This is a genomic window from Phycisphaerae bacterium, from assembly GCA_018003015.1.
Lineage (GTDB): Bacteria > Planctomycetota > Phycisphaerae > UBA1845 > PWPN01 > JAGNEZ01.
Genome location: JAGNEZ010000004.1, coordinates 148371 through 171925, shown reverse-complemented (window position 1 = coordinate 171925; position 23555 = coordinate 148371). Strand labels below are relative to the sequence as shown.

General features: G+C 64.7%; 20 protein-coding genes and 1 riboswitch. Of the genes, 6 read left to right on the top strand and 14 right to left on the bottom strand.

The features are described 5' to 3' along the window. Positions 1 to 78: 78 nt before the first annotated feature. Together rsmG and KA354_03265 are read right to left on the bottom strand one after the other, a co-directional pair. Positions 79 to 822 (bottom strand): 16S rRNA (guanine(527)-N(7))-methyltransferase RsmG, encoded by a 744-nt coding sequence (rsmG, locus tag KA354_03270; GenBank protein ID MBP7933649.1) that lies wholly within the window; start codon positions 820 to 822, stop codon positions 79 to 81. Between the two features lie 239 nt (positions 823 to 1061). Then, positions 1062 to 2672, bottom strand: a complete 1611-nt coding sequence (locus KA354_03265; GenBank protein MBP7933648.1) for a hypothetical protein — start codon at positions 2670 to 2672, stop codon at positions 1062 to 1064. A gap of 219 nt (positions 2673 to 2891) precedes the next feature. Here KA354_03265 and KA354_03260 point away from each other — a divergent pair, with 219 nt between their 5' ends. Continuing rightward, on the top strand, positions 2892 to 3452 hold the full coding sequence (locus KA354_03260) for a manganese efflux pump (protein ID MBP7933647.1): 561 nt from the start codon (positions 2892 to 2894) through the stop codon (positions 3450 to 3452). A gap of 31 nt (positions 3453 to 3483) precedes the next feature. On the opposite strand, the gene KA354_03255 is transcribed toward KA354_03260, so the two are convergent. Both KA354_03255 and folK read right to left on the bottom strand, forming a co-directional pair. Next, positions 3484 to 4701: a hypothetical protein gene (locus tag KA354_03255; GenBank protein MBP7933646.1), complete on the bottom strand. Its 1218-nt coding sequence runs from the start codon at positions 4699 to 4701 to the stop codon at positions 3484 to 3486. Positions 4702 to 4874: 173 nt separating this feature from the next. Next, positions 4875 to 5465, bottom strand: coding sequence for a 2-amino-4-hydroxy-6-hydroxymethyldihydropteridine diphosphokinase (folK, locus tag KA354_03250; protein ID MBP7933645.1), 591 nt, complete (start codon positions 5463 to 5465; stop codon positions 4875 to 4877). A 107-nt stretch (positions 5466 to 5572) separates the two neighbouring features. On the opposite strand from folK, the gene KA354_03245 reads away from it, so the two are divergent. Both KA354_03245 and hemH read left to right on the top strand, forming a co-directional pair. Next, positions 5573 to 6988 carry a peptidylprolyl isomerase gene (locus KA354_03245; GenBank protein ID MBP7933644.1) on the top strand — a complete coding sequence of 472 codons (1416 nt, stop codon included), beginning with the start codon at positions 5573 to 5575 and terminating at the stop codon, positions 6986 to 6988. A 260-nt stretch (positions 6989 to 7248) separates the two neighbouring features. After that, on the top strand, positions 7249 to 8244 hold the full coding sequence (hemH, locus tag KA354_03240) for a ferrochelatase (GenBank protein MBP7933643.1): 996 nt from the start codon (positions 7249 to 7251) through the stop codon (positions 8242 to 8244). Between the two features lie 32 nt (positions 8245 to 8276). Here hemH and KA354_03235 read toward each other — a convergent pair whose 3' ends face one another. From KA354_03235 to KA354_03220, 4 genes are all read right to left on the bottom strand, one after another. Continuing rightward, positions 8277 to 9302 (bottom strand): 3'(2'),5'-bisphosphate nucleotidase, encoded by a 1026-nt coding sequence (locus tag KA354_03235; protein MBP7933642.1) that lies wholly within the window; start codon positions 9300 to 9302, stop codon positions 8277 to 8279. An 84-nt stretch (positions 9303 to 9386) separates the two neighbouring features. Next, the gene (locus KA354_03230) at positions 9387 to 10211 is read right to left on the bottom strand and encodes a DUF1559 domain-containing protein (GenBank protein MBP7933641.1); all 825 of its coding nucleotides are present in this window, start codon (positions 10209 to 10211) and stop codon (positions 9387 to 9389) included. Between the two features lie 13 nt (positions 10212 to 10224). After that, entirely contained in the window at positions 10225 to 11373 is a 1149-nt protein-coding gene (locus KA354_03225; GenBank protein MBP7933640.1) for a hypothetical protein, read from the bottom strand. Positions 11374 to 11438: 65 nt separating this feature from the next. Beyond that, on the bottom strand, positions 11439 to 12005 hold the full coding sequence (locus KA354_03220; protein ID MBP7933639.1) for a PEP-CTERM sorting domain-containing protein: 567 nt from the start codon (positions 12003 to 12005) through the stop codon (positions 11439 to 11441). A 176-nt stretch (positions 12006 to 12181) separates the two neighbouring features. After that, a riboswitch (cobalamin riboswitch) is annotated at positions 12182 to 12430 on the bottom strand. Positions 12431 to 12569: 139 nt separating this feature from the next. Here KA354_03220 and aroC point away from each other — a divergent pair. From aroC to KA354_03205, 3 genes are all read left to right on the top strand, one after another. After that, the gene (aroC, locus tag KA354_03215) at positions 12570 to 13733 is read left to right on the top strand and encodes a chorismate synthase (protein MBP7933638.1); all 1164 of its coding nucleotides are present in this window, start codon (positions 12570 to 12572) and stop codon (positions 13731 to 13733) included. Between the two features lie 101 nt (positions 13734 to 13834). Further along, positions 13835 to 16114: a protein kinase gene (locus tag KA354_03210; protein MBP7933637.1), complete on the top strand. Its 2280-nt coding sequence runs from the start codon at positions 13835 to 13837 to the stop codon at positions 16112 to 16114. 124 nt (positions 16115 to 16238) lie between these two features. Next, complete coding sequence (locus KA354_03205; GenBank protein ID MBP7933636.1) at positions 16239 to 17003, top strand: hypothetical protein; 765 nt, start codon at positions 16239 to 16241, stop codon at positions 17001 to 17003. 244 nt (positions 17004 to 17247) lie between these two features. Here KA354_03205 and KA354_03200 read toward each other — a convergent pair whose 3' ends face one another. The 6 genes from KA354_03200 to murC form a co-directional block, all read right to left on the bottom strand. Further along, positions 17248 to 17871, bottom strand: a complete 624-nt coding sequence (locus KA354_03200; protein ID MBP7933635.1) for a hypothetical protein — start codon at positions 17869 to 17871, stop codon at positions 17248 to 17250. Between the two features lie 67 nt (positions 17872 to 17938). Beyond that, positions 17939 to 18790 (bottom strand): hypothetical protein, encoded by an 852-nt coding sequence (locus tag KA354_03195; GenBank protein ID MBP7933634.1) that lies wholly within the window; start codon positions 18788 to 18790, stop codon positions 17939 to 17941. 116 nt (positions 18791 to 18906) lie between these two features. After that, positions 18907 to 19869: a hypothetical protein gene (locus KA354_03190; GenBank protein MBP7933633.1), complete on the bottom strand. Its 963-nt coding sequence runs from the start codon at positions 19867 to 19869 to the stop codon at positions 18907 to 18909. A 37-nt stretch (positions 19870 to 19906) separates the two neighbouring features. Next, positions 19907 to 20950, bottom strand: coding sequence for a D-alanine--D-alanine ligase (locus KA354_03185; protein MBP7933632.1), 1044 nt, complete (start codon positions 20948 to 20950; stop codon positions 19907 to 19909). Positions 20951 to 20995: 45 nt separating this feature from the next. Further along, complete coding sequence (murB, locus tag KA354_03180; GenBank protein MBP7933631.1) at positions 20996 to 21937, bottom strand: UDP-N-acetylmuramate dehydrogenase; 942 nt, start codon at positions 21935 to 21937, stop codon at positions 20996 to 20998. Positions 21938 to 21980: 43 nt separating this feature from the next. Then, positions 21981 to 23486, bottom strand: coding sequence for a UDP-N-acetylmuramate--L-alanine ligase (gene murC / locus KA354_03175; GenBank protein ID MBP7933630.1), 1506 nt, complete (start codon positions 23484 to 23486; stop codon positions 21981 to 21983). Positions 23487 to 23555 lie beyond the last annotated feature (69 nt).

Below are 23555 nucleotides of genomic sequence, written 5' to 3'. Positions count from 1 at the left end.
CCGCCGTCCGTTTTCGGCCGTCGGCGACCCGCGCCGTCGACTGCCGAGTCCCTTCGTTCTGCAGAACACCCTTCCGACTCATCTCGCTTTCCACCCCCGTCGTCTCGAATGCTGGCTGGGGAGCCGCCGGTATCGCACAAACCGTCGATGCAGCGGGCCATTCCCCGACGTCAACACGACGTCCGCGAGCGGCAGGGCGCGGAAACCCAGCGCGTCGGCCGCGTTCAGACCTTCGGCCAACTCTTCATCGCTGATGTTCGCCGTCTTGTAGAACACAACCTCCGCCCCGATCTTGGCGAGCGAGCGAACCTCGACGAGCCCCTCGGCGAGCTTACCCACCGCACGGAGCAGGACCAGATCGAAACTGTCGCCGCCCACCTTGGCCAGTTCGGCCGCCCGAGCCTGGCGAGCCTGCACATTGGCGAGTCCGAGGCCGGCGATCGCGTCGACCACGAAGCGGGCCTTCTTACCCGTCCCGTCGATGGCCGTCAGTCGCCAGGCATCGCACACAATGGCCAGGGGGATGGCTGGAAACCCCGCCCCGGTGCCTACGTCCAGAACCCGCCACGGGCGAGCCGGATCGATACCGGATACGGCCAGCAGAGCCAGGGAATCGGCGTAGTGCTTCACGGCGGCGTCCGTCGGTGCGCAGATCCGGGTCAGGTTAAATCTGCGGTTCGTTTCCACGACCAACTGGAAGTGGGTCCACATTTTCTCCCGCTGAGCGTCATCGATGGCCAGCCCCAACGAGGCCGTGGCGTTCGTCAGCGCGTCCTCGAAGGCCGCTCGCTGCACCGTGATGGCTGTGCCGTCGTCCGTCATGGCCCAGATCATAGCGGCGTCAGTCCGCTCGTCGAGAGTGGCCCGTGACCGAAATCGCCGTCACAGGTCTTGTGACGCCGAAACGGTGACCGCTGCACCTCCCGTCCAACTCTGCGGCCGGATCGCCCTGGGCGAGCCTTCTACTTCCCCGTACTGCTTGACGGGACAGGATGTCCCCACTGGCTTGATCGCATCAGAGCCCTCCTTCGATCGCGTGGCCGGCTTCTACCGGCAGGAATTCACCTTCCACGCACTCCATTGCGAGCCTGCACCCACGACGCCTCAATCCGCCGGATGGTCAACGCGTCCGAATTGCCGCCGGCGATCTTGATCACGCAAGACCCTGTTTCGGATACCGCGGCGGGTGGGCCCCTGAACGTAACCAGACGAAGACCGTCTCTGGTGGTGTCATCTCGAACGGCGCACGCCTGGCCGTTCACCTGGACGGTTGGAACGGCCACCGAGGCGTCGGGTGAGGGGGCGAGGCCGATCAGCAGCTCGCAAGGCCACTCCTGGGGACGAACGGGGCCCAGCTCGATCGTGAACGCGAGTTCCCTGCCTGTGGCCGGGAGCGGCGGCCGGTAGTGCTCGCCCGGGCCGGTGATGTCCCTGTAGGTCACTCCGACGCATCGAGGAAGGCCCCCGAGCGTGTCGAGCGAGTTCATCGCCTTGAGCGTGCTCAGGTAGGTCGGGTGGGGCCACGCGGTGCTCTTCTGGAAGTAGTTGAAGAGATAGACGGCATCCGCCCCTCGAGAGAGGACCGAATAGGCCGCACCAATCGCCTGCTCCGGCGTCGCCTGAACAGCCGGCCCGTCCGGGCATGGCCGATACAGGACCTCCAGCCCGCCGGCCAGCGTGACCCTCGAACCGACCAGCATTTGCCTCCATCGCTGGATCGGCATGTCGAACTCGATCGTCGCCCATCGCGGGGTCACGACCAGAAGCTCAATCAGCCCTTCCCTGGCCCACGTGACCGCGTCCAGCCCCCACCCCAGGGCCACCTCTGGCCGGGACGGGACGCGAACGCCCAGCCGCACGGGATGACCTCGCCTTCCCGCCGCCTCGACGGTCAGCTTGTGGATCTCCCGCATCCATGCAGTCAGGATCTTCGCCCCTTCCTCCTCCTTGCCCGCGCTGAACAGGTACGGCTCGCGCATGAAGTCCAACTCGAGACCGTCAATGTCGTAGCGGTCCAGCGACTCGACGATCAGCGACCGGAAGTAGTCTCGGACTTCCTGGCGGGCGTAGTCCAGGCAGGTCGCGAAGTAGCCCGAGACGCCCTGCCTACGATACTGCGGGTTCTTCCGCCAGAACACCCCGTGGAACGGGTGGTCGGGAATGTCATTGTTGTGACAGTCATTCATCCGCAGGCTGATCCACGGCGACATCCCGTTGTGGCGGCACCGGGCAACGACCCTGGCCGGATAGTCGATCCCCTCCTTGTGCACGGCCAGCATGTTGTTGACCCCCTTGCGGTACGCGCTCACCTCCTCGCGTGGCATCGGAGCGAGAAACGGCTGATCGTCCGGCCCGTTCGGATCATAGCCGTCCCAATAGGCATCCCAGACACGGCTTCGATAGTGCGTTCGCCGGGCGTTGGTGTTGCACAGGAATGTCCTGACGCCGGCCCGAGCCATGACGTCCACGTATTCATCAACGGCATCGCCCGCCTTGCCCTCGACAAGGGATACCCGCCAGAAGAAGTCGGTCTCATCCTCGTTGTGGATCAGCCCCTTGATCGGCTGGGCCTGGGCAACGAGGGGGAAGCACGACAGGACCACCATGGCCAGACCCGAGACCGGCCTCCCTCGCGAAAACTGCACCCCGTAACACTGGATCATACTCGACATCGGGCGGCACTCCTGGATCTGCAGAAGCCAGTATAGCCCGTAATCGACCAACGATCCATCAGTACGCGCCATCGTGTTTGATAGCACTCGCTGCTATCATACCTCCGTTCCGGTGTTGCCGGAGCACGCGGGCGACGTCGTCTCTGACCACCTGCGGCCGACCAGCGAGTCGCCGGGGCCAGGTGATCATAGGCAAGCACCCCTTCGGGAAGGTCGTTCTTGAGCTGGTTGAACATTCTGGGAATTGCCCTCGGACTCTCGATGGACGCCTTCGCGGTGGCCATCGCGGCCGGCATGCAGTTGGGGAGAGTAACACCGCGCGAGGTCTTCCGCCTCGGCTGGCATTTCGGCTTGTTCCAGTTCCTCATGCCGATCCTGGGATGGTGGATTGGCTCGACCGTGGCCGCCCATATTGCCTCCGTCGACCACTGGATCGCCGCCGCGTTGTTGTGGACCATCGGCGGGAAGATGCTCTACGAGGCTTGGCGTCACCAGGAGGCGAGAAACAAGGCCAATCCGACCAAAGGCTGGCTGCTGGTCTCCCTCTCCGTGGCCACCAGCATCGATGCCTTCGCCGTCGGCCTGAGTCTGGCCTTCCTGCGAATCTCTATCTGGCTTCCATCGGTCGTGATCGGAGCCGTGACCGCCCTGCTCACCTGCGTGGGAATGACCTTTGGGGCCCGGGTCCTCGGCCGCTGGAGTCGATTCGCCGACATCCTCGGCGGGATCATCCTGATCCTCATCGGCTGCCGGATCCTGGTTTCCCACATCATGACATGAGCCGAGCGATCGACATCGGGTCACGCTGCCACTATCGCTCTTCAACGGAAGCACGCGTTCCCTGGCGGAAACAGGGCTTGAGATCGATGGCCACGTAGCCGCGCGTCGGAGCCCCGGCGCCGACCGCCACGTACATGAGCCTGTTGACCGGTTCGAAGATCATTGACTGGATGGTGGCGTTCCCCCAAGCGGCCGCACAGCCGAGAAACTGCTCGAGATATGCCTCGCTGATGCGCCCGAACTCCTGGCGAGCGATGTCGTGGAGCGCATCGAAGCGATCGCATCGCCCCGCAGTGTCCAGATCCGTGCCGCGATGATGATTGGTGCTGATCAAGGCCGCAGTGTCCGGCGCCCGGCGTACGGTAACGGCGGAAGGGGTGATTTCCGCTACCGCTCGATGACCCGAGGCGTCCATCAGCATGAGATTGCTGGCCGAATGGCGGAGCGTCTTCTTCAGCAAGCCCAGGGCCTCGTCGACCGTCTTGCACCGCTCAAGCAGCATGCGGTACAGCATGGCGTAGGGCATCCCGGCCGGTGCGCGACGCTGGCGCGGGACCTCCATGACGGCCAGGCTCAAGCCATGCTCGTTCATTCCGGAAAGAACGCCGACCATGCCGGGCCAGATCACCGAGGCGAACGCGTAACGGTCCTTTGGATGGAACATAAGCAACACGCTGTTCTTGTCCGCGATGTCGAAGGACGCGAAGTCGAGGTTCCGGCCGAATCGGGCGACGCCGTCCGGCGAAGCCGCCGCGGGGAGGGTGATGGTCGAGCAAGCCATCGCCTCGGTCAGATCCAGGAACGTCTGGGCCAACATGAGATCCTCGAAGGTCAGCTCCGTAGCCGAGGCCAGAGCCCGAATTTCATCCACATGCTCCGGAAGCATGAAACGCTTGAACTCAACGACCGCCTTCAGACAAGCCTCCCGCTCGGCCGAACTTGAAAAGTACCGACCGAAATAGGCCCGATACAGCGGGACGATGGTCTTACCCAGTAGCTGGCCGTGCGACGTGCCCAGCGCCGCCGCATCGGCACCGCGAAGCTGGACGACGGGCACCGACTGCGCCGCAGGTCGTGAGGTGGGCGTCGCGCGAAGATGCAGATTCGCAAGCCGAGAATGAACGCCCGGGACCGCGGACATCTCCCCCGCTTGTCTCGTCACGGGAGGTGCACCCACGACCCGAACACCCGTCGTGCACCCAAACACCATCATCATCACGACGAGACAAAGCGTACGCGTGCGTTTCACGAGGATACCTCCATGGAATCAGGGAGCCCGCAGAGCATCTACCCGGCGTCTACATGTTGAGACACCCACCGGTGTGACCCGGATCGTGGAGCTTGCGGCAAATCACCGTCACGCCCTCACCATCCACCGGGGGGGGAGCGCGGCCGGACCGCAGCCAGGCGCCCAGGCCAGACTCACCCGCCCCCCGCACCCGAGGAGTGAATCAACGCCCGGTGCCGATCGGCTTCAACTCGCTCCTCGAGCAGCCGGGCAACGCTCTTGCCCAGGATCGGATGCACAACGTCGCGGGCAATCTCCGCCAGCGGCTCGAGGACAAAACGGCGTTCGTGCATCCTCGGATGGGGTACAGTCAAGCCCGGCAGGTCGATAATCCGGTCGTCATACAGCAACAAGTCCAGGTCGATCGTTCGCGGGCCCCACCGCTCCTGGCGGACACGACCCAACGACCGCTCGATCTCCAGCAGCAGCTCGAGCAGACTCTCCGGCCCAAGCAGCGTCTCCAGCCTGGCGGCCGCATTAAGGTACGGCCCCTGGCCTGCCGGCCCGCCTACGGGATCCGTGGTGTACAGCGAGGACAAGACGACATCCCCCACCCCGGCGTCGGCACTGAGGGCGGCCACAGCCTGCGTGACGGACAACCGTCTATCGCCCAGGTTCGAACCCAGTGCTATGTACGCAATGTGCGGCAACTGATTCTCTCCACAAGGTTTATCAGCACCATTTCCTCTGGCGATGCGTCTCTCAATGGCCGATAGCGCTTTCATATCCAACGCGATGGCAACCAGGGCCTATCGCGTTGGTGGCGAACGGTGCCCGGCGTATAATGCCAGCGGCCGTGTCGCGTCAAGTACTTGACACTGTTGGAGTTGCCATGTTTAGACGAAATCTCGCTGTTCTCGTGCTCATCCCCTTTGCCCTCGGCCAGCAGTGCAGCACGCCTTCCGGGTCAGGGCCCTCGACCGAGAGCATCCAGGTGACCTTGGCCACCAACAAGGGCAACATCGTCATCGAATTGTTCACCCAGCAGACCACGGCGGCCACGAACTTCAAGACGTATCTCGACGCTGGCTATTACGACGATGCCGTCTTCAGTGAGGTCAAGGGCGGCAAGTGGCTGATTGGCGGCCGATACAACCACCTGCTGGCCGCCCAGGACGCCCAACCGCTGATGAATGACTCCGACAATGGTCTGACCAACTTCCGCGGACGAGTTGCACTCTACGGCCCGGATGGAGCCGCGTCCGGGGCGCCGCAGTTGCTCATCAACCTGGGCACGAACTCGAGCCTCGACTACAAGGGCTCGCCGGTCGACTACACGGTCATCGGCCGCGTCGTTGAGGGGATGGAGGTCGCCGACGCGATCGCCGCGATGTCGACCATCACCAAGACGGCCGGAAACGGCGTCTCTCTGACTTACCTCCCCAAGACGCCGGTCTCGATGAACAGCGCGAGCATGAACTACTCCGACTACGCAGGAACCTCCGCCGATTCGCCGAGCGGCGAGAATCGCGACCCGGTTGCCGACGCCGGTGACGCACGCTATGTCGCTCCCGGCATCAGTGCCTCGCTCGACGGATCAGAGAGTGCGGACCCGGATCTGGATACCCTGACCTACTCCTGGACTCAGACGGCCGGCACCAGCGTTGTCCTCAGCAGCACTACCGCCGCTCAAGCCGTTTTCGAGGTGCCCAACGCGGCTGGCGATCTGACCTTCCAGCTGACCGTCGATGACGGCAACGGGGCCACGGACTCCGCGACGGTGACACTCACTGTGGTCACCGCCCCCTACGTCAAGCTTGAGACGACCCTGGGCGACGTCCGCATGGAGATTCTGCTGGACGACGCGCCCATCACGTCGGTGAACTTCCTGCAGTACGTGGATGACGGGTTCTACAACGGCACGATCATGCACCGGGTCATGGAGGGTTTCGTCGTCCAGGGCGGGGGATACCTGGCGGATCTCACTGCCCAGACCGGTGTGCGCTCGGCGATCGAGAACGAGTTCAGCGACAGCCGCAGCAACGTGCGCGGCACTGTGGCCATGGCCAAGGTCAGCGGCAACGAGGACTCCGCCACGTCCCAGTTCTTCTTCAACCTGGTTGACAACTCCAGCAACCTGGACAACCAGAACGGCGGCTTCAGCGTCTTCGCTCGAGTGGCGGATATGACGGTGGTTGACGCGATGGCGGCTGTCGCGGTCGGCAACGAACAAGGTCCGAGCGGAAGCACGTTTGAGAATGTGCCGGTTACGGATATCGTTGTCAACAAGGCGACCATCGTGCCGTAGCCGCGGTTTCGCCAGGTGGATACCGCTCCGCTTCCTCGACGCAGGCTTTGCCGAGGGTCTCCGGACAGGCCCCATGGCGGTGCTCATCGCGACATAGTCCGCCTTTCTCCCCTCGCTCATCGCCGATAGACGATTCCCCGTCGGATTCACTCATTGCACGGGCCAGCCCGCCGCGTGTCCCCCCTTTGGCTGGAGATCAGGGCCGAAGCAAGACCGACTGGCCTCTTGATCGTTCACCCGAAAGGGCGCAGACTGCAGGCATGGATTCCACAAGGACACCCTTTGACGCCGTAGTCATCATCGGTTTCGGTGGCCCTAACGGGCCCGGCGACGTTCGCCCTTTCCTGGAGAACGTCGTTCGTGGCAAGCCCGTCCCGCGAGCCCGCATCGACGAGATCGCCGAGCGCTATCTGAACCTCTTTGGAGGCGTCTCGCCGATGACCGAGATCATCCAGCGCCAGGCCCGGCGGCTTCGCCAAAAGCTCCACGAATCCGGGATCGACGTCCCAATTCACCTGGGCATGCGTAACTGGCACCCCTATCTGTCCGACATGTTCGTGGACCTGGCCCGGGAGGGTGCCCGCCGGGTCATCGCTTTCATCTCCGCCCCCCACCACTCGTATCCGAGCTGCGGCCAATACAAGCAGGACATTCGCGACGCCCGACGCCGACTCGTCGCCCGCGGCCTGCCGGACGTCGAGGTGGCCTACGTGGAGGACTGGTATGACCACGAGAAGTTCATCGGTGCCAACGTCGACCAAGTCCGTGCCGCGTTCCGCCGGCTTGAACCCCAGATGCAGCCCAGGGCCCGACTGCTCTTCACCGCCCACAGCATCCCCGTCGCCATGGCGGATGAATGCCGCTATGTTGACCAAATAAGAACTTCTTGCCAGCAAGTGGTCGATCAGCTCGAGTGCAAGGACTGGGTGCTGGTTTTCCAGAGCCGCAGCGGGCGGCCGGAGGAGCCCTGGCTCGGGCCCGACGTCGCGGAATACCTGCGCGCCGAACAGCAGCGCGGCCTGTCGGCGGCGGTGCTCATTCCCATCGGCTTCACCACCGACCACGTCGAGGTCATCTACGAACTGGACCACCGGATGGTCGAAATCGGGCGGGAGATCAGCGTGGCCGTGACACGGGCTCAGACGGTCAACGATCATCCGCTCTTCATCGACATGATGGCCGACGTCGTCCGTCGAACCTGGAACCGATACGCAGAGTACCCTTGCCTACCTATTACCGCCGGTGCCGCGTCGTAGCCTCAGCCTGCCGCGTTCGGCCCGCAGCCCGCTCAGATCCGGAGCGTCTCCCTGACGGCCGCGATGACCCGGTCGTGCAGTCGGCCGTTCGTGGCCACCACCCCTTGGTTCCTGCTCAACGTCCGTCCGGCGGCAAAGTCCAGCGGACGACCGCGAACGTCGCTCACTTCGCCGCCCGCCTCCTGAACCACAATCCACCCGGCGGCATGGTCCCAGATCTTCTCCCTATAACCCTCGGACATCGGCAATCGCAGGTAGATGGACGCGTCGCCGCGGGCCACGGCGGCGTACTTGCATTGGCTGTCGATGCGAAACGGCGGAGCGGTGACGCCCAGCAGTGTGGCGATCCGGGCGGCGTCGCCGTGGGAGGAATGGCCGGATTCGACCGATTCGCAGAAGGACGCCCGGGCGGGATCGGTCACGTCGGTCACGCGAACCTGAGTCCCCTCACCGCCTTGAAGCGGGTAGAGGAACGCTCCTCGATCCCGGCTGGCGACGAACACACAGCCCCGTCTGCAGGCCTGCCCTTCCCCGGTCGTCGGCCCCGGGCCACCCTCCAACCAGGGCAGGTTCGGACAGCCGAGCACGCCCAGGGTCACCTGGCCCTCCTCGATCAACGCCAGGGCGATGGCATACTGGTCTCCGCGAAGGAAACCCTTGGTCCCGTCGATCGGGTCGAGCGTCCAGAACCGCCCGCCGGAGCCGCCGTCATGGGCCCCGCGATCGATGGCCTCGAGGATCCGTGGTTCGTCCAGTGAGGAATCTACCCTCCGCACCTGCTCGACGACGCGATCCTTGATCGCCGCGTTAGTCGGATCGCGGAGTGCGCTGGCATCCTCCTCCCCGACCACGAGCACGTCCGGATACGCCCGGGCCAGTTCGCCAATGAGGATCGCCTGGGCTCCGAAATCCGCCACCGTGACGGGCGACTTGTCCTTCTTGGCTAACGTCTCGGCGGACACCAGAGTGTCACGAACCGACTGGCAGAGCTGGCAGGCCTTCCGCACGGCCCGCATGGCCACGATCCGCTGGACCTCTTGATGATCCTCTTTCTTCATGGGACTCTCTCGAGCGCTTTCGCCTGTCGGTCAAAGACCGGCGGTCGCAGGAATCGAACTCCAGGACCTGGGCCGCGCACCCTGTCACCCCCCGTAGGCGCCGTTGTCCTTGGACAGAAAACCCGTTCCCGGCGCAATCATCGCCTGGTCGGCGGCGTAGGTATCGTTGAACCGCTGTGCGCGGGGCTCGGCGTGGCCGTCGCAGAAGGCGACGTTTGTCCGCTCGGCGTGCCGGAAACCCTGCGTACCCGAATACCGCCCGGTGAAGCTGTCATCGCCAGGGTTCTTCCATGGAGCGCGCATGAACTTGTTGGCCCCATCGGCATACTCACCGTCACCAAACAGGGCGCAGCGAAACGGCATTCGCACATCGCCGGCGCGAGCCGGTTCGACGATGGACTCGGCTGTGCCGTGCCCGATGTAGCTCGTATTGTAGTTGTACCCCGTCCGGGGATCCTGCTGCCAATTCGAGGTCCCGCGGAAGGACGGGCACTGCTGCACATCCTTGTCCGCTCCCCCCTGCCACAGCAAGCCCGCCACCACTCGGCTCCCGCCTCCACTCCAATCCCTGGTGCTGGTGAAATCCCACGCGTACGAGGTGAAAGTGGATTCGTGCATGGAGAAGGCGTAGGCGATCGGGTAACGGTCCTTGTGCGATTGCGTGTAGGTGTGGGCGGCCACGGCCATCTGGCGCAGGTTGCTCAGGCAGGTCACCCCTCGGGCCTGCCCGCGGGCTCGGGCCAGCGCGGGCAGGAGAATCGCGACCAGCAGGGCGACCACGGCCACGACCACCAGCACTTCGATCAGCGTGAAACCTGGCCGATCGGCCTGAAGGCCGCCCCTTCCGCCGATGGCCCGCCGCCGAGCAGCTTGGTCCGATTCTGTTCTGTCGCCAGTTAGGAGCATCATCCGTTACCCTCGTTCACCTCACGCAATCGGGAAAGACCAGCTCGTCCGGCCCGCCCCTGCAGCGCTGCAGCAAGCCGAAGTCGGATTGATCCACGTCGCTGTCGCCGTCCAGGTCCGCTTGACGGCAGGGGGCGGAGGGCGGCCCCATGGCCGCGCCGGTCACGCAGGCCCGGAACACCACAAGGTCATCCTCATCCACGTCCAGATCACCATCCAGATCGGGATCCGCCTGGGCGGCGGCCGCGTCCACGATCGCCACCGCATCGATATCCGGCGAGAGGCCGCTGCCGATCGGATTCTCGATCTTCACGTACAGCGCCGAGTCGAGCCCGACCGCCGCCAGGTCGAAGCCGACGCCGCCGGCCGACACCCCGTACAACCGGGCTGCCTGGGCAACCGTTCGCCCGGAGATTCGGGTCGCCGTTAAGGCGGGCTTGAGCGGCACGCGCGGATCCGTCGGCTGCCCCCACCACAGGTTCCACACTCCCAGCGAAGGGTCCGGAGCGGCGGGATCGTATCGACGCCCGAGCGTTGGCGCGAAATCGTCGGCGTACGGGCCGTTTTCGAACGTGTGCCAGTCGTACGCCTCAGGGGGCCCGGTCCTGCTTACGGAGACCTTACCCGGCTCGCGAGAGAGCATCACCGTCCCCAGTGTCGTCAGGTTTGGGTCGCCATTCCGCCAGGGTGTCGTGCCGCCGATGACGGCGAAGGTATTCCCGAAGACGATGAAATCGATCCCGTACGGATTCGCGGGGTTGTCGGTGGCCGGCCGCCCCAGCTTGAGGATCAGCCGCCCGCCCTCACCGACCGAAACAAGCTCGTAGTACCGCAGAGGCGGATTGACCGGCACCACCGGCACGGCCTGACTGGGCGAGCCGGTATTGAAGCCATCGCCGGTGGTGTCGACTGTGGGCCTTCTCAGAGGTGGAAGTGGTCTTTCGACCTCTACCTGGTTATTGAACCTGATCCCCACCAGCCAATCCTTGGGGACGCCCGTCCCCTCGACATACTCGACCACCTCCACCGCATAGTCTTCCGGCCGGTCGCCGGCGCCCGCCACCCGGCTCGCGTCCGCCGCAAGCAGCAGTGCGGTGAACACTGCGGTCCGAACGGCCCGACACCGCTTCCGCCGCCCGCTCGCATGAACCTGCCTGCCGGTCATCGCTGCCTCCTGTACCCCACCTCGAGAGGGCAGGGGAATCGCCGACGTTCTACCCCGTCCCCGGGTCACGATCGCCGCGCCCGCAGCCGCAGGAGTACGCACGCCGCGCCCAGCAACAGGGCCGTGGCCGGCTCCGGCAGCCGCGGGCGGGTGTTGTCAAAGCCGTTGTACCAGCCATCGAAATCGCCGCTGGCCAGCGTTCGACCGGACATCCCGGTGGCCGCCTCCGACCACGCGATCTGGCCACCGTCGCCTGTGCCAAGCCAGTAAGCCCAATACAGACCCGCATCGCCAGCCTCGGCCCGGTAGGTGATGTTGTCGACGGCGTAACCCAGCCCCGGCCAGTAGTCGGCGGCGAAGTCCAGGTCGCCAGCGGCGGCCACGGCAGTGATCATGTCATACCCGGTGGCAGGGCCATCCCAGCGGTAGCCGAACGTGTAAGCCCTCCCGCCCGTGGCCTTGAAATCGACCACCAGAACGGCCTCGTTCAACCCGGCCCCGGCCCAGTACTCGGGCAGAAAAGCCACCCCGCCCACCACATCACCCGCCGTGGTCCGGGCCCATGGCCCGCCGAGCGGAAACCCCGACAGGACAACCAGCATCAACCAGGGGCAACGAGAGGATCCTCGCATGCGAACCGACTCCTTCCGGCGACTGACCGCGAGCCGCCAAAAAAGAAACCCAGTGCCCGCGTCAGCGAGTACTGGGTCGATTTCTCCACCGAAGGAGCCGGCTTCCATGAGCGGCCGTCGGCCGCCGGCGGGAAACCGGTCAATCGTCCAGTGCCCACAGCCCGAGGCACATGACGAGACAAAACACGCTCACAGGCAGGTCTTCTGGCTTACGGACGTGAGGACCCGAACGGCTCCTCACCATCAGTCACGCCTTCTCACTCGCGAAGAGCGGGGCACCGGCCTGCGATCAGGCCCGGCCCACTCCTTTGCGAACAATGGCACTTCGTGGCCGACTCAATCCGATTACAGCGGCGGGTCCGCGGTGGATTCTCACCACCCTTCCCTGTTCATCCCTTGCGGGAACCTGCAATCGTGCAACTCTTCACTTGTCCGGCGGTATCATACCATCCCTTCGGCCGGATGCAAGCCCCCCGCCCATAGACACATGACTATCCGCCAGAGGGCGAACCAATGGAACACCGTTCATGGCGAGCGGAAGCCGAGCTGACTAGAATGCACGCCATGAGCACACTCGAGTACCGAACTGCCGGTGAATCCCATGGCCAGGCCCTCATCGCCCTGATTGAGGGGCTGCCCGCCGGTGTCGAGCTGGACATCGCCGCGGCCAACCATGAGCTGGCCCGCCGACAAGGCGGCTACGGCCGCGGCGCCCGGCAGCGCATCGAAAAGGACGAAATCCACATCCTGTCCGGCGTGCGGCGAGGCAGGACCATCGGCTCTCCCCTCGCCATCCAGATCCCCAATCGGGACTGGCGGATCGACGAGGCCCCGGAGATCCATCGCCCCCGCCCTGGCCACGCCGATCTGGCCGGCAGCCTCAAGTGGCTCACCACCGACTGCCGCGAGACGCTGGAGCGGGCATCGGCCCGTGAAACCGCCGCCCGCGTGGCCGCCGGAGCCATCGCCCGAAGCGTGCTCCAGCCGTTCGGCATCCGCTGCATCGGCTTCGTCACTCGAATCGGCCCGGCCGAGGCCCGGGTCCCTGCCGACCTGTCCCCGGACCAGCTCATAGATGCCCGAGACGCTAACGACCTCTATACCCCAGACCCGGCGGCCGTCGCATCGATGACCGCCGCCGTTCGCAAGGCCAAGGAGGATAAGGACACCATCGGCGGTCTCGTCGAGGTCCGCGTTTTCGGCTGCCCGCCCGGCCTGGGCAGCTGCATGCGCTGGCAGGACAAGCTGGACGGCCGCCTCCTGCAGGCGATGGGCTCGATTCAGGCGTTCAAGGGGGCCGAGATCGGCCTGGGGTTCGGCGTCGCCTCCCGACCCGGCAGCGAGGTCCACGACGGAATCGACTTCGACCCCGCCTTCCGGAACACCCCTTGCCTGGGCTTCACCCGCCGCAGCAATAATGCCGGCGGCGTGGAGGGAGGGATGACCAACGGCCAGACGGTCGTCGTCCGCGGGGCGATGAAACCCATTGCCACGCTGCTCCGCGGCCTGGACAGCGTCAATCTCGCCACCCTCAGATCCGAACGCAGCGACTACGAACGAAGCGATGTCTGTGCGGTCTCGGCCGCCAGCGTCGTCGCGGAGAATGTCGTGGCCTTCGAGATTGCCAGGGCCTTTCTCGAGAAATTCGCCGGCGACACGATGAACGAAGTCCGGGCTTCGCTCAAACACTACCTCGATGCGGCCGTGGCTCTGGCCGCGAGAAGCTAGGCGGCCGCGGGCCGGATCACGATCTGCCCGCCCCCCAGGCACGTCCCTGCAGGACTGCTCTGGCGGTATGACTCTCGGCCGGTAGAATACCTGTGGGCCCGATGCCCGCTCTTCTCAGCCCGTGTCAGGCTTGCGACGAATACCACCGGCTCACCACGATTCAGCGCCTCAGACTGTTTCAGCAGGTCTGCGCCGCCGTGCATTTCCTGCATCAGAACACCCTCGTGCACCGAGACCTCAAGCCGGCCAACATCCAGGTGTCGACCAGAGGCATCCCGAAGCTCCTCGACTTCGGCATCGCCAAGCTGACCCATCGAGACGGAGGATCTCCGGAGCTCACCCTCGCCGACCAGCGCTTCATGACCCTGGAATACGCCAGCCCCGAGCAAGTCCGCGGCGAGATCATCACCACGGCCAGCGATGTCTACGCGCTGGGCGTCATCCTGTACGAGTTGCTCAGCGGTCACCAGCCCCGAGAATCGGGCGATCGCTCAGAACAGGAGCTCGAGCGTGCCATCGGTTCGGACGAGGATCCGATGCGGCCGAGTGACGCCATCGGAAAGCGCGTCCTGGTCAGACGGCGAGGCGTGCTCACCGAATTGACGCCGAAGGCGATCAGCAGCGTCAGGGGGGCAAGCCCCGACCAGCTGGCGAGGCAGCTGAGAGGTGACCTGGACAACATCATCCTGAAGGCCATGCGCAGGGAGCCTGGTCACCGCTACGTGTCGGCGGAGCAGCTCGCGGCAGACATCGAACGTTACCTTCGAAACGAGTCGACCCTCGCCGCTCCGCCCAGCTTCGCTTACCACGCAATGAAGTTCATTCGGCGAAACAAGGTGGCCTGCGTCGTCCTTTTCGCCCTTCTCCTCGGGCTTGGCGGCTCGATCACCGGCGTCGTGCTGGCGTCCCGGTCCCGGGACCGGGCACTCCTCGCTGAACAGCAGACCCAGAAACAAGCCGGACAGCTTCGGCGGGCCGTCTATGTGCGAGAGATGACCCTGGCATCGCTGGATCTCCGCGGCGGCGCGATCGGGAGCGGCAAACGTCGACTCCGAGAGGCCCCTTCTGATTTGCGGGACTGGGAATGGCAGTACCTCAGCGCCGCCTGCGAAGACAGCGTGCACGTCTGCCAGGGGCACCACGGTTGGGTCATGGCCGTCGCCGCGAGCCCGGACGGTCGCCTGGGCGCGTCCGCAGGCATCGACATGACGGTGAGGATCTGGGACACCCGAACGGGGGCTTGCCTCAACACGCTTTCCACACACCAGGCTGAGATCCTCAACATCGCCCTCAGCCCGGATGGCAGTCACCTGGTCTCCTCCAGTGCCGACGGTTGTCTTCGCCTGTGGGATCTGCACAACCAGCCCGTTCCAGTGGCCTCCATGATCCTGGACGGTCCGGTGCTCTGGTCAACCTTCAGCCCGAACGGGCACCGGTTCGTGTCCACCGGAGCGGACAGAACCGTCAGACTGTCCGATTCCGAAACCGGCGATGACATTTTGACCTTCCACGAGCACCGAACAACCGTGACCAGCGCCGCGTTCAGCCCCGACGGCAGAATGCTGGTTTCGGCGGGCCAGGACCGCTTCATCGTCTTCCGCGACACGGTGCCGTATCCGCAGGTCCTCGTGGCTCGACGCCAGCATCAGGACCAGATCGAAGTCGCCAGCCGGCTGATCACCGGGCTGCGTAATCTACTGGGCGACTGGGAACGAGTCGCGGAGGCCATTCGGATCGACCACTCGCTGCCACCGGCGATTCAGCGGGAAGCGCTGAACCGTGTTCTGGCCCGGGGGCACAGCCGATCACCGGTGACCGCCGATTGGGAAACCAGCTTCTTCTCCTGGCCCCCCACCCACGACCTGCAGGAAATGACCAATCGATGGAACGTCGCTCGGAACGGACCGGACGTCGTCAGGTGCCAACGGAGGATCATCGACTTCAACTGGGACAAGCACACGCCGGCTCCCGGCCTCCCTTTGACATCATTCGGGATGGTGGCGACAGCGACCCTCGCGACGCCCGCCGGACGCCATCTCGTTGAGACCGCCGCCGACGATGGGGTACGCGTCTCGATCGACGGTCGCCGGATCATCGATGATTGGACACCGCATGCAGTCACCGTGAAGAGGATTGAGATCGAACTGACAGAGGGACCTCACCAGGTCCAAATCGAGTACTTCCAGTTGGACGGAGCGGCCAGACTGCGGCTCCTGATGGAACCGGTTCGGCCTCCGACACCCGGATCCAGGGCCGCCTCCAGCATGCCATCCCCTTCCTCGTCCCGGCCAACCAGCCGGCCTTGCGAACCACCAACCGCCATCGACGAAGAAGCCGCTGAACCGCCTGATGACGCCGCCCGCCTGCCTTTCGGAAGCTGACCGCATCGCCGATGCGCCCCTCCCTCTCACCCGGGTGCATTCTCGAGTCGGCCAGACGGCTTCGTGAGGTGTTGAGACGGAGAATTCCGCGTAATGAAATGGAGCAGACCCAGGAGGCGATCCCATGGAGACAGCCTTGATTCCTCGCGTTAGCACTGAATCGACCGCCCCGACGAGGGGGGACCATCCGCTGAGCGCCAGGCAGGCTCTGATCCAGGCGGCCTTGGCCGCGTGCCAGGAGAACCCTGGCGGCATCTGGCCCTCTCCGCTCCCGGCGAGCGAGATCCTCCAGGCCGCCGAGGCGGTGGCCGGCCGGGCCTACGGTAACCTGGGGCCCGCTTTCCAGGCCCTGGTTATCGAGGGGCTGTTCTTTGAGGTTCACCACGACCTGTTCGACGCCCCCGCCTACTATTGCAGCTACGACAACCGTTTCCTCCGCGAACTGCTTGAGGGCGATTCCCAGGCAGGGGCCTGGAACGATCTGGCGGCGGTGATGGACAACCGGTTTGGGCCGAGCACATGGCGGGGTCTTGGGTTGTGCGCAGGCCAGGGGCGGGCGGACGGCTGGCTGGGTCCGTGCCTGGGCGCCGCTTGCCCGCAAACCCGAGGAAATGCCAAGCGGTGCTTCCGGGGTCTCGCATTCGCGGAGGGACTCGTCGTGCCCTGCCCCGGCTGCGGACAGGACACCATGCGCGAGGAACTGGTGAACTTCATCTCTCCCATTCACTTCCAGGACGGGCAGACCAGCCATCACCCCTGTGTCTGCGAACAGTGCATCGACGCACGAGAGGCCCTCCTGAGGCTCTGCAACCAGGAACACGGTCAGGCGATCGACTGGCATCGTACCCTGGCATCATTCGAGCAAGCCTTGAGGCAAGTGATCGATTGAGGCGGCGGAGCCCAACTGCCGATATAACACCAAGCGAGTGCCCCGACTCACCCGAGAGAGCCGTGGCCAGACTGTCTGTGAGATGGAGGATATGGTATGAACTGGGATCCTACCCTGCTGCTGCAATCGCTCGCCGAGTTCGTGACCAGTTTGGTCGAGTTCATCATCCAGATCATCAGCCTGTTCTTCATCAGACAGTAGTCGCGCTGATCCGCCTTTTCAGGGTCACCCTCCGGCCTCCGGTTCAGCCCGACGTGCCCAGCTTCTTCTTCTGCAGTTCGGCGATCTGCAGGTAGTAGCCCGTAACCGTTCCTGCAAGAACGGCGAAAGCGGCGAAAAAGGGCGCATCCTGGAAGATCGGCCTTATCGCCCGCCAGAACGACGGAAAACGGCTGAGCAGCGCAATCATCCCTGAAAGGAAGAGCAGCGTGCCCTCCAGGCTGGTGATGAGTGCAATCACCTCCTGGTAGTAGACGAAGACCAGCGAAACCGCCAGGACAAAGCCCACTCCCGCCACGACCCAAGTGGCAGACTCGTTGGCACCGAAAGTGCCAGCCAGCGTGCCGCAGGTGAGCCCGGCCCATCCACCCGCCAACAGGACAACCCCGGCTCGAACGAGGAACACACCCGCGAAACCAAGCCCTACTCCCACTCCTACCCCGGTCAGGACTCGAGTAACCACGTCCCACGGAAGGGCGCTCCAGCAGACAAGGAAGCCAATCGCTGCGATGCTGATTGCCAGCAGCACCTTGAACACCCGTGCGCCAACCAGCATGAACACGAGACCCGCTCCGATCAGGAGCGCACCCAGTCCCGGATCGATCCTCTCCATCATGTCCAGGAACTCGGACAAAGCCATCAAAGGCATCAACTCGCTCCCTTGAAGAAACCAAGCGCCGGCCCACCCGGACAGGGCAAGACACGCTTCGGAGATGTCAGGCAGTCGCGACGGGCACCACCGGCTGGGCCGCCGGAACGAGGGCACCCCGACGATGCCGAATCTGAAAGACAAAGGCCAGCAGCATCATCAAGCCGACTACCCCCAGAAACCACCCGGGCTTGGCCAACATCGCGTCCCACCAGGTCCGCTGATTCCGAATCAACAGCACGGCTCCGCCCGTCACCGCCAACCCGACGCCGATCACCGATGTCCCCATCACCGTCGTGAACCGCGGCAGGATCAGACCGAGCACCAATCCCAAAAGGGTGGCAGTCCCCGCGAGGACGGCCAGACGCCGCAGTTCGGCGTGTTTCTGACCCCACAGATGCGAACCAAAAGCCCGCCAGAACACCGAGGTCGCGACTGCGGGCTGCCTCGAACTCTCTTCCCCTGGCGATCCCGCGCCCTCAGCCGCCCCCGCGATCCGAATCCCCGATCCGGGCTTCAAGTAACTATCGGAGAAGCTCTCCACCTCACTCCAGATCCAGGGCGTCCCAACCATCACCACCACCAGCGCGGCGCACAGACCGGTGCCAACACCGACCCACCAGCGATACAGGAAATGTCCGATAAGTCCCAAAACACCAGCCCCGAGAACCAGGCCGACCAGCAACTCGATATCGAGTCGGCGGGCACAGTAGATGCCAATGGCCGCACCCGCAACCATGAAACCCAACACGAAAAACGCACGCAGCAGACGAGCTCCCCACATGGCGGTCACCAAGCCGGCCACGATAGCCATGCCGGCGGCCAAGGCCACGCTGGGGTGCCAGCCGGGCAGGCAGAGCTGGCGGAGGAAGCTCACGCAGCTCACCACCCGATCGATCATGATCTGCAGGTCAACCATGCACCCAGTCCAACACGACTCTCTGCCGGTGGCGCAAATCCAAGCCGCCACGCAGGATGCGAGGGCATCGGGGCATTGATTCTACAACGATGGAGACAAGGCTGGCAAGCAGGGCTTTAGCGGTCCTGCGGACGCCCCCGGTCAGCGGTCTGCACGCCCGCGGAGGCCGCCGAGGCACCTGCCGCCGGGACAATGACCGCGTCGGCGTAGGTGCTCACATCGACTTCGGCCTGGGGACCGCCGCCGCGGAGCATCAGAGCGATACTGGTGAGTTTCTCCTCTGCTGTGGGCTCCTCGATCTCCCGCCCGATGGGCGAGCCCCATCGGATGCGATAGAGGCTGTCGGCCCGCCACAGCACGATGGGGCTCTTCCGCCGATCCCGAGGATGCAGCAGGTTGCTCACGTCGATGGCGCTGATTCTGGACGCCACAATGCCCCCTCGATCGGAGATCATCGTCGCCAACTGGATCGCGGCCCGGGCGTCCTCCCCCTCAAACTGAGCGTTTTCCCTGGGCACCGGCGTCCTCACGCCAATCAGACGAAGCCAGCCTGACCACCCCGAGTCCGGCTCCAGATGCTCGAACGTCTCCGGCAGCCGGTAGCCTTCGCGGTCTACGGGGATGTACACTTCCTTGCCGTTGAGCTTGGTGCAGAGCATCGCGATGGGTCGGCGGTAGTCGCACGACACCCGAACGGTGCCGTCCATCCCTCGCGTGACCCGGTGCACCTTCTGCACCCATCCGCTCGACTTCAGCAGTTCGGCGACGTTGCCGACCAGTTGCCCGTCGTCGGCAAGGCGGCTGACTCCCGGCTGGAATCCGGCAACAATATGCGGAGTCCATTGTTCGCGAACCAGCCAGTCAGGGGGATCGGCCAGCTCGACCCGGACCACGGGGTGGAACTCCGGCTGAGCCAGGACGCGGTATCGCACCTGCTCCAGGCCGTACACCGCTCCTGCAATCAGAAGGATGATAACCAGCAAAGGGAGCAGCGGCCGCAGGCTGCTGCCCAGCGAGGCGACCGCGTTCTTGGGAGCGATCTTCCGGGTTTTGCTGCTTTCTCGATCTGGCTTGCTCATAGGTATCACGCGTTCCCATGCGGACCGCGATCCGATTCTACCCTCCCATGCGCCGGCAGGTCAATTCGACAATCCGCTGGCAAAGCCCCGCGAAGCTCAGGCCGGCGCGAGCGGCTGCCTTGGGCAGCAGTGAGTGGTCGGTGAAGCCGGGAATGGTGTTGACTTCCAGAGCATAGGGCCGGTGCGTCCGGGCGTCTATCATCCAGTCCACGCGGGAGAAATCGCGGCATCCCAGCGACCGGTGAGCCCTGACGCTCAGGGCGCAAACGCTCTCGAGCACGTCGGGCGGTAAGTCGATGTCGAACAGATACTCGGTATCGTTGTCGAGATACTTGGCCTGATAATCATATAACTCCCGCTTGGTGCGAATCTGGATCGGCGGCAGAGCTTCGTCCCCCAGCACGCCCACGGTCAGCTCCGGCCCCCGGACGTACTCCTCGACCAGACACTGACCGTATCGCCCCGCCAGGCGGACCAGCGCCGCCCGGAGGTCCTTGCAGTCACGAACCAGCTCACAGTCGACGCTGCTGCCCTCGGCAATCGGCTTGAGCACCACCGGGGCGGACCAGTGCCCGAGGACCCGGTCAACCCGATCCGGACGGACCACGTCGAAACGCGGGGTCGGCACGCCGGCGCGAATGAACTGGGCCTTGGCGGCTACCTTGTTCATCGCCAGCCGCGACGACGCCGCCCCGGAACCGCAGTAGGTGATCCCGCGGTCATCGAGGATCCGCTGGAGCTGGCCGTCCTCGCCAAAACTGCCATGCAAGGCAATAAACACCATGTCCACAGGCACGTCCAGGGCCTCGAGGTGGTCCGGATCAATGTCGGCCAAGGTCACGTCGTGGCTCAGCGATTGGAGGGCGGTGGCCACGGCCCGCCCACTCTTCAGACTGACCTGCCGCTCCGAGCTGGGTCCGCCCGACAGAACCGTGATCTTCAGCTTCCGGGCAACGATGGGTACTTCCGGAAAGCGCGGCGGGGCGGCAAGCTCGCGGAGAGGCAGCTTCGTGGCGGCCTGTCGCGCCGATACGTTGCTCATGGCCATTCGTGATGCCGCTTGATCCGCCAGGCGGGTCATCGCGTCGCTCCTGTGAAAAACCAGGCCTCGACCTGCAGAGTCCAGCTACGCCACCGACTCCAGACTCCGGGCGCGGCGCCGGCCCCAAACCTTGACTTCCAATTCCAGTTCGATCGCGAAACGCCGGGCGACCTCGCCCTGAATCAGGCCGATCAGGGCAAACACGTCACCCGCGGTCGCACCCTCCTGGGCAACAATGAAATTCGCATGTACGTTCGAAACGTGGGCTCCGCCGATCGAATGACCCTTGAGGCCGGCCTGCTCGATGAGCCTTCCGGCACTGTGGCCCGGCGGATTCTTGAACACGCACCCCGCGCTGGGCTGCCCCAACGGCTGAACGTGGCTTTTCTGAGACCAGATGTCCATGAACCGCCGACGGACCTGGGCGGGATCATCCATCGTCAGTTCCAGCTTCACCTCGCAGACCACCGCTTTGCCCAGGCGGCTACTGCGGTAGCTGAAACCCACCTCCTCCGAGGTCAGCCGCCGGCTTCGCCCCCCCTCGTCCACCACCGTCACCTCGCGAACCACGTCCGCGATCTGACCCCAACGCCCTCCGGCGTTCATCCGAACGATGCCACCCAGCGTGCCAGGAATGCCCGCCAGCCCTTCCAGCCCCGCCAGACCCCGCCGAACCGATTCGAGCACAAAACGGTGCATGTCCGCACCCGCTCCAGCGGTCACCGCCACTTTCGAACCCCGCAAGCCGTCCAGCGGCGGCCATTCGACCTGACGGAAAGCGTGGTGGTTGAGCCGAAGAACCAAGCCGTCAACCCCGTCGTCACAGACCAGCAGGTTGGCACCCAAACCGAGTACGTAGAGACGGATGTCCTCTTCGCGACAGCGATCTACGAGCCGCCCGGCCTCCTCAACCGATCGAGGCGCGGCCAGCCAGCGCGCCGGCCCACCCAGACCAAAGGTCGTGTGCAGGGCCAGCGGCTCCTGCTCGGCAATGATCTCGGACATGTCCGACCAACGGTGGTCCATGGCGTTCGCTTTCAGTCGGCCCGATCGGTCTGTCCCGCTGTCCTCACTTCCGTCCCCGCGTCGCCGCGAGGCACTTCAGCAGTCCGTCCGCCACCTGCCACACGTCTCCCGCCCCCATGGTGATAACCAGATCCCCGCTCTGAACCTCGGCGCACAGCCGGGCAACAATCCTCTCGAAGCCCGGTTCGTACCGGGCGTCTCCACCATTCGAGCGAATCCGCTCAACCAGATCCTTGGCGTCAATCAGATCACGCTCCTTCTCGCTGTCCCGAACGAAGTAGATGTCGGGCACCACGACCACGTCCGCGGCCCCAAAGCTGCGGGCGAAATCGTTGAGCAGAAAACGCGTCCGCGAATGCTGATGCGGCTGGAACACCACGTACAGCTTGCGGGGACTGTAATACTCGCGGGCCGCCTTGATCGTCACCTGCAGTTCCGTCGGATGGTGAGCGTAATCGTCAACCACGTTGACGTCATCGACACAGCCTCGCCAGGTCAGACGGCGGGACGCGCCGTGAAAGCCGGCCAGACCCTTGGCAATTGTCTCCGGCTCGACCCCCGCATGAATGCATATGGCCATGACCGCCAGGGCGTTGGCCACGTTGTGCTGCCCGGGAATGGCCAGCTGGACCACGGTGAGCGGACGACCGTCGCGCAACACGCGGAACTGGAAACAGCCTCGCTGCGAACCGAGGATCTCGGCTTTCCAGTTCAGCCGCCCCTCGAAGCCAAAGGTCTCAACCTTCGCCGCGATTCCTACCACCGCCTTGAGGGCGTCCCGATGCCCGCCGTTCACGATCACCAACCCGTCGTCCGGTACCAGCATGGCGAAATCGTGAAACGAGGCCACGATCTCGTCCAGGTTCTTGTAGTAGTCGAGATGATCTTCCTCGACGTTGAGGATCGCCGCGATCCGCGGCTTGAGATTCAAATATGAACGGTCGAACTCACAGGCCTCGACCACGAAGTGGCGACCGTCACCGACACCCGAGCCGCCACCCAACTGCTCCACATTGGCCCCAATCACAAACGAGGGATCAAGCCCCGCTTGACGAAGCACGAAGGCGGTCATGGCCGTGGTCGTGCTCTTGCCGTGCGTGCCGGCGATCGCGACCCCCATCCGGTCAGCCATGAGCAGGCCCAGGAGCTGAGAGTACTTGATGACCGGGCACTGGCGCTCGCGAGCGGCGAGCACCTCCGGGTTGTCATCGCGAACCGCGGCCGACCGGACAACCAGGTCGCATGCGTCGGGCACATGCTCCTTGGCCTGCCCAATCTGGACAGAGGCCCCGCTCTCCATCAGACCGGTCAGCTCAGCCGAGACCGAACGATCCGACCCCGACACGTGAACACCTCGACGAAGGAGCACTGCGGCCGCTCCGCGCATTCCGCAGCCCCCAATCCCGACCATGTGCACACGCATGCCGGCGACCAGGCTCTTGGGAATGCCAGTAAATACCACCTTCGGTTCCGGACCGACCGGCGGATAGGCGGGCACCGTCGATGTATCACGGCCGGACAACCGGCGCGTCCGTGCGCCTTGGGCCATAGCCACATCCTTCCTCTAGATTGAACAGATACCCTCGCTGCCGAACGTGAGCCGCGTAGGCAAGCCCCC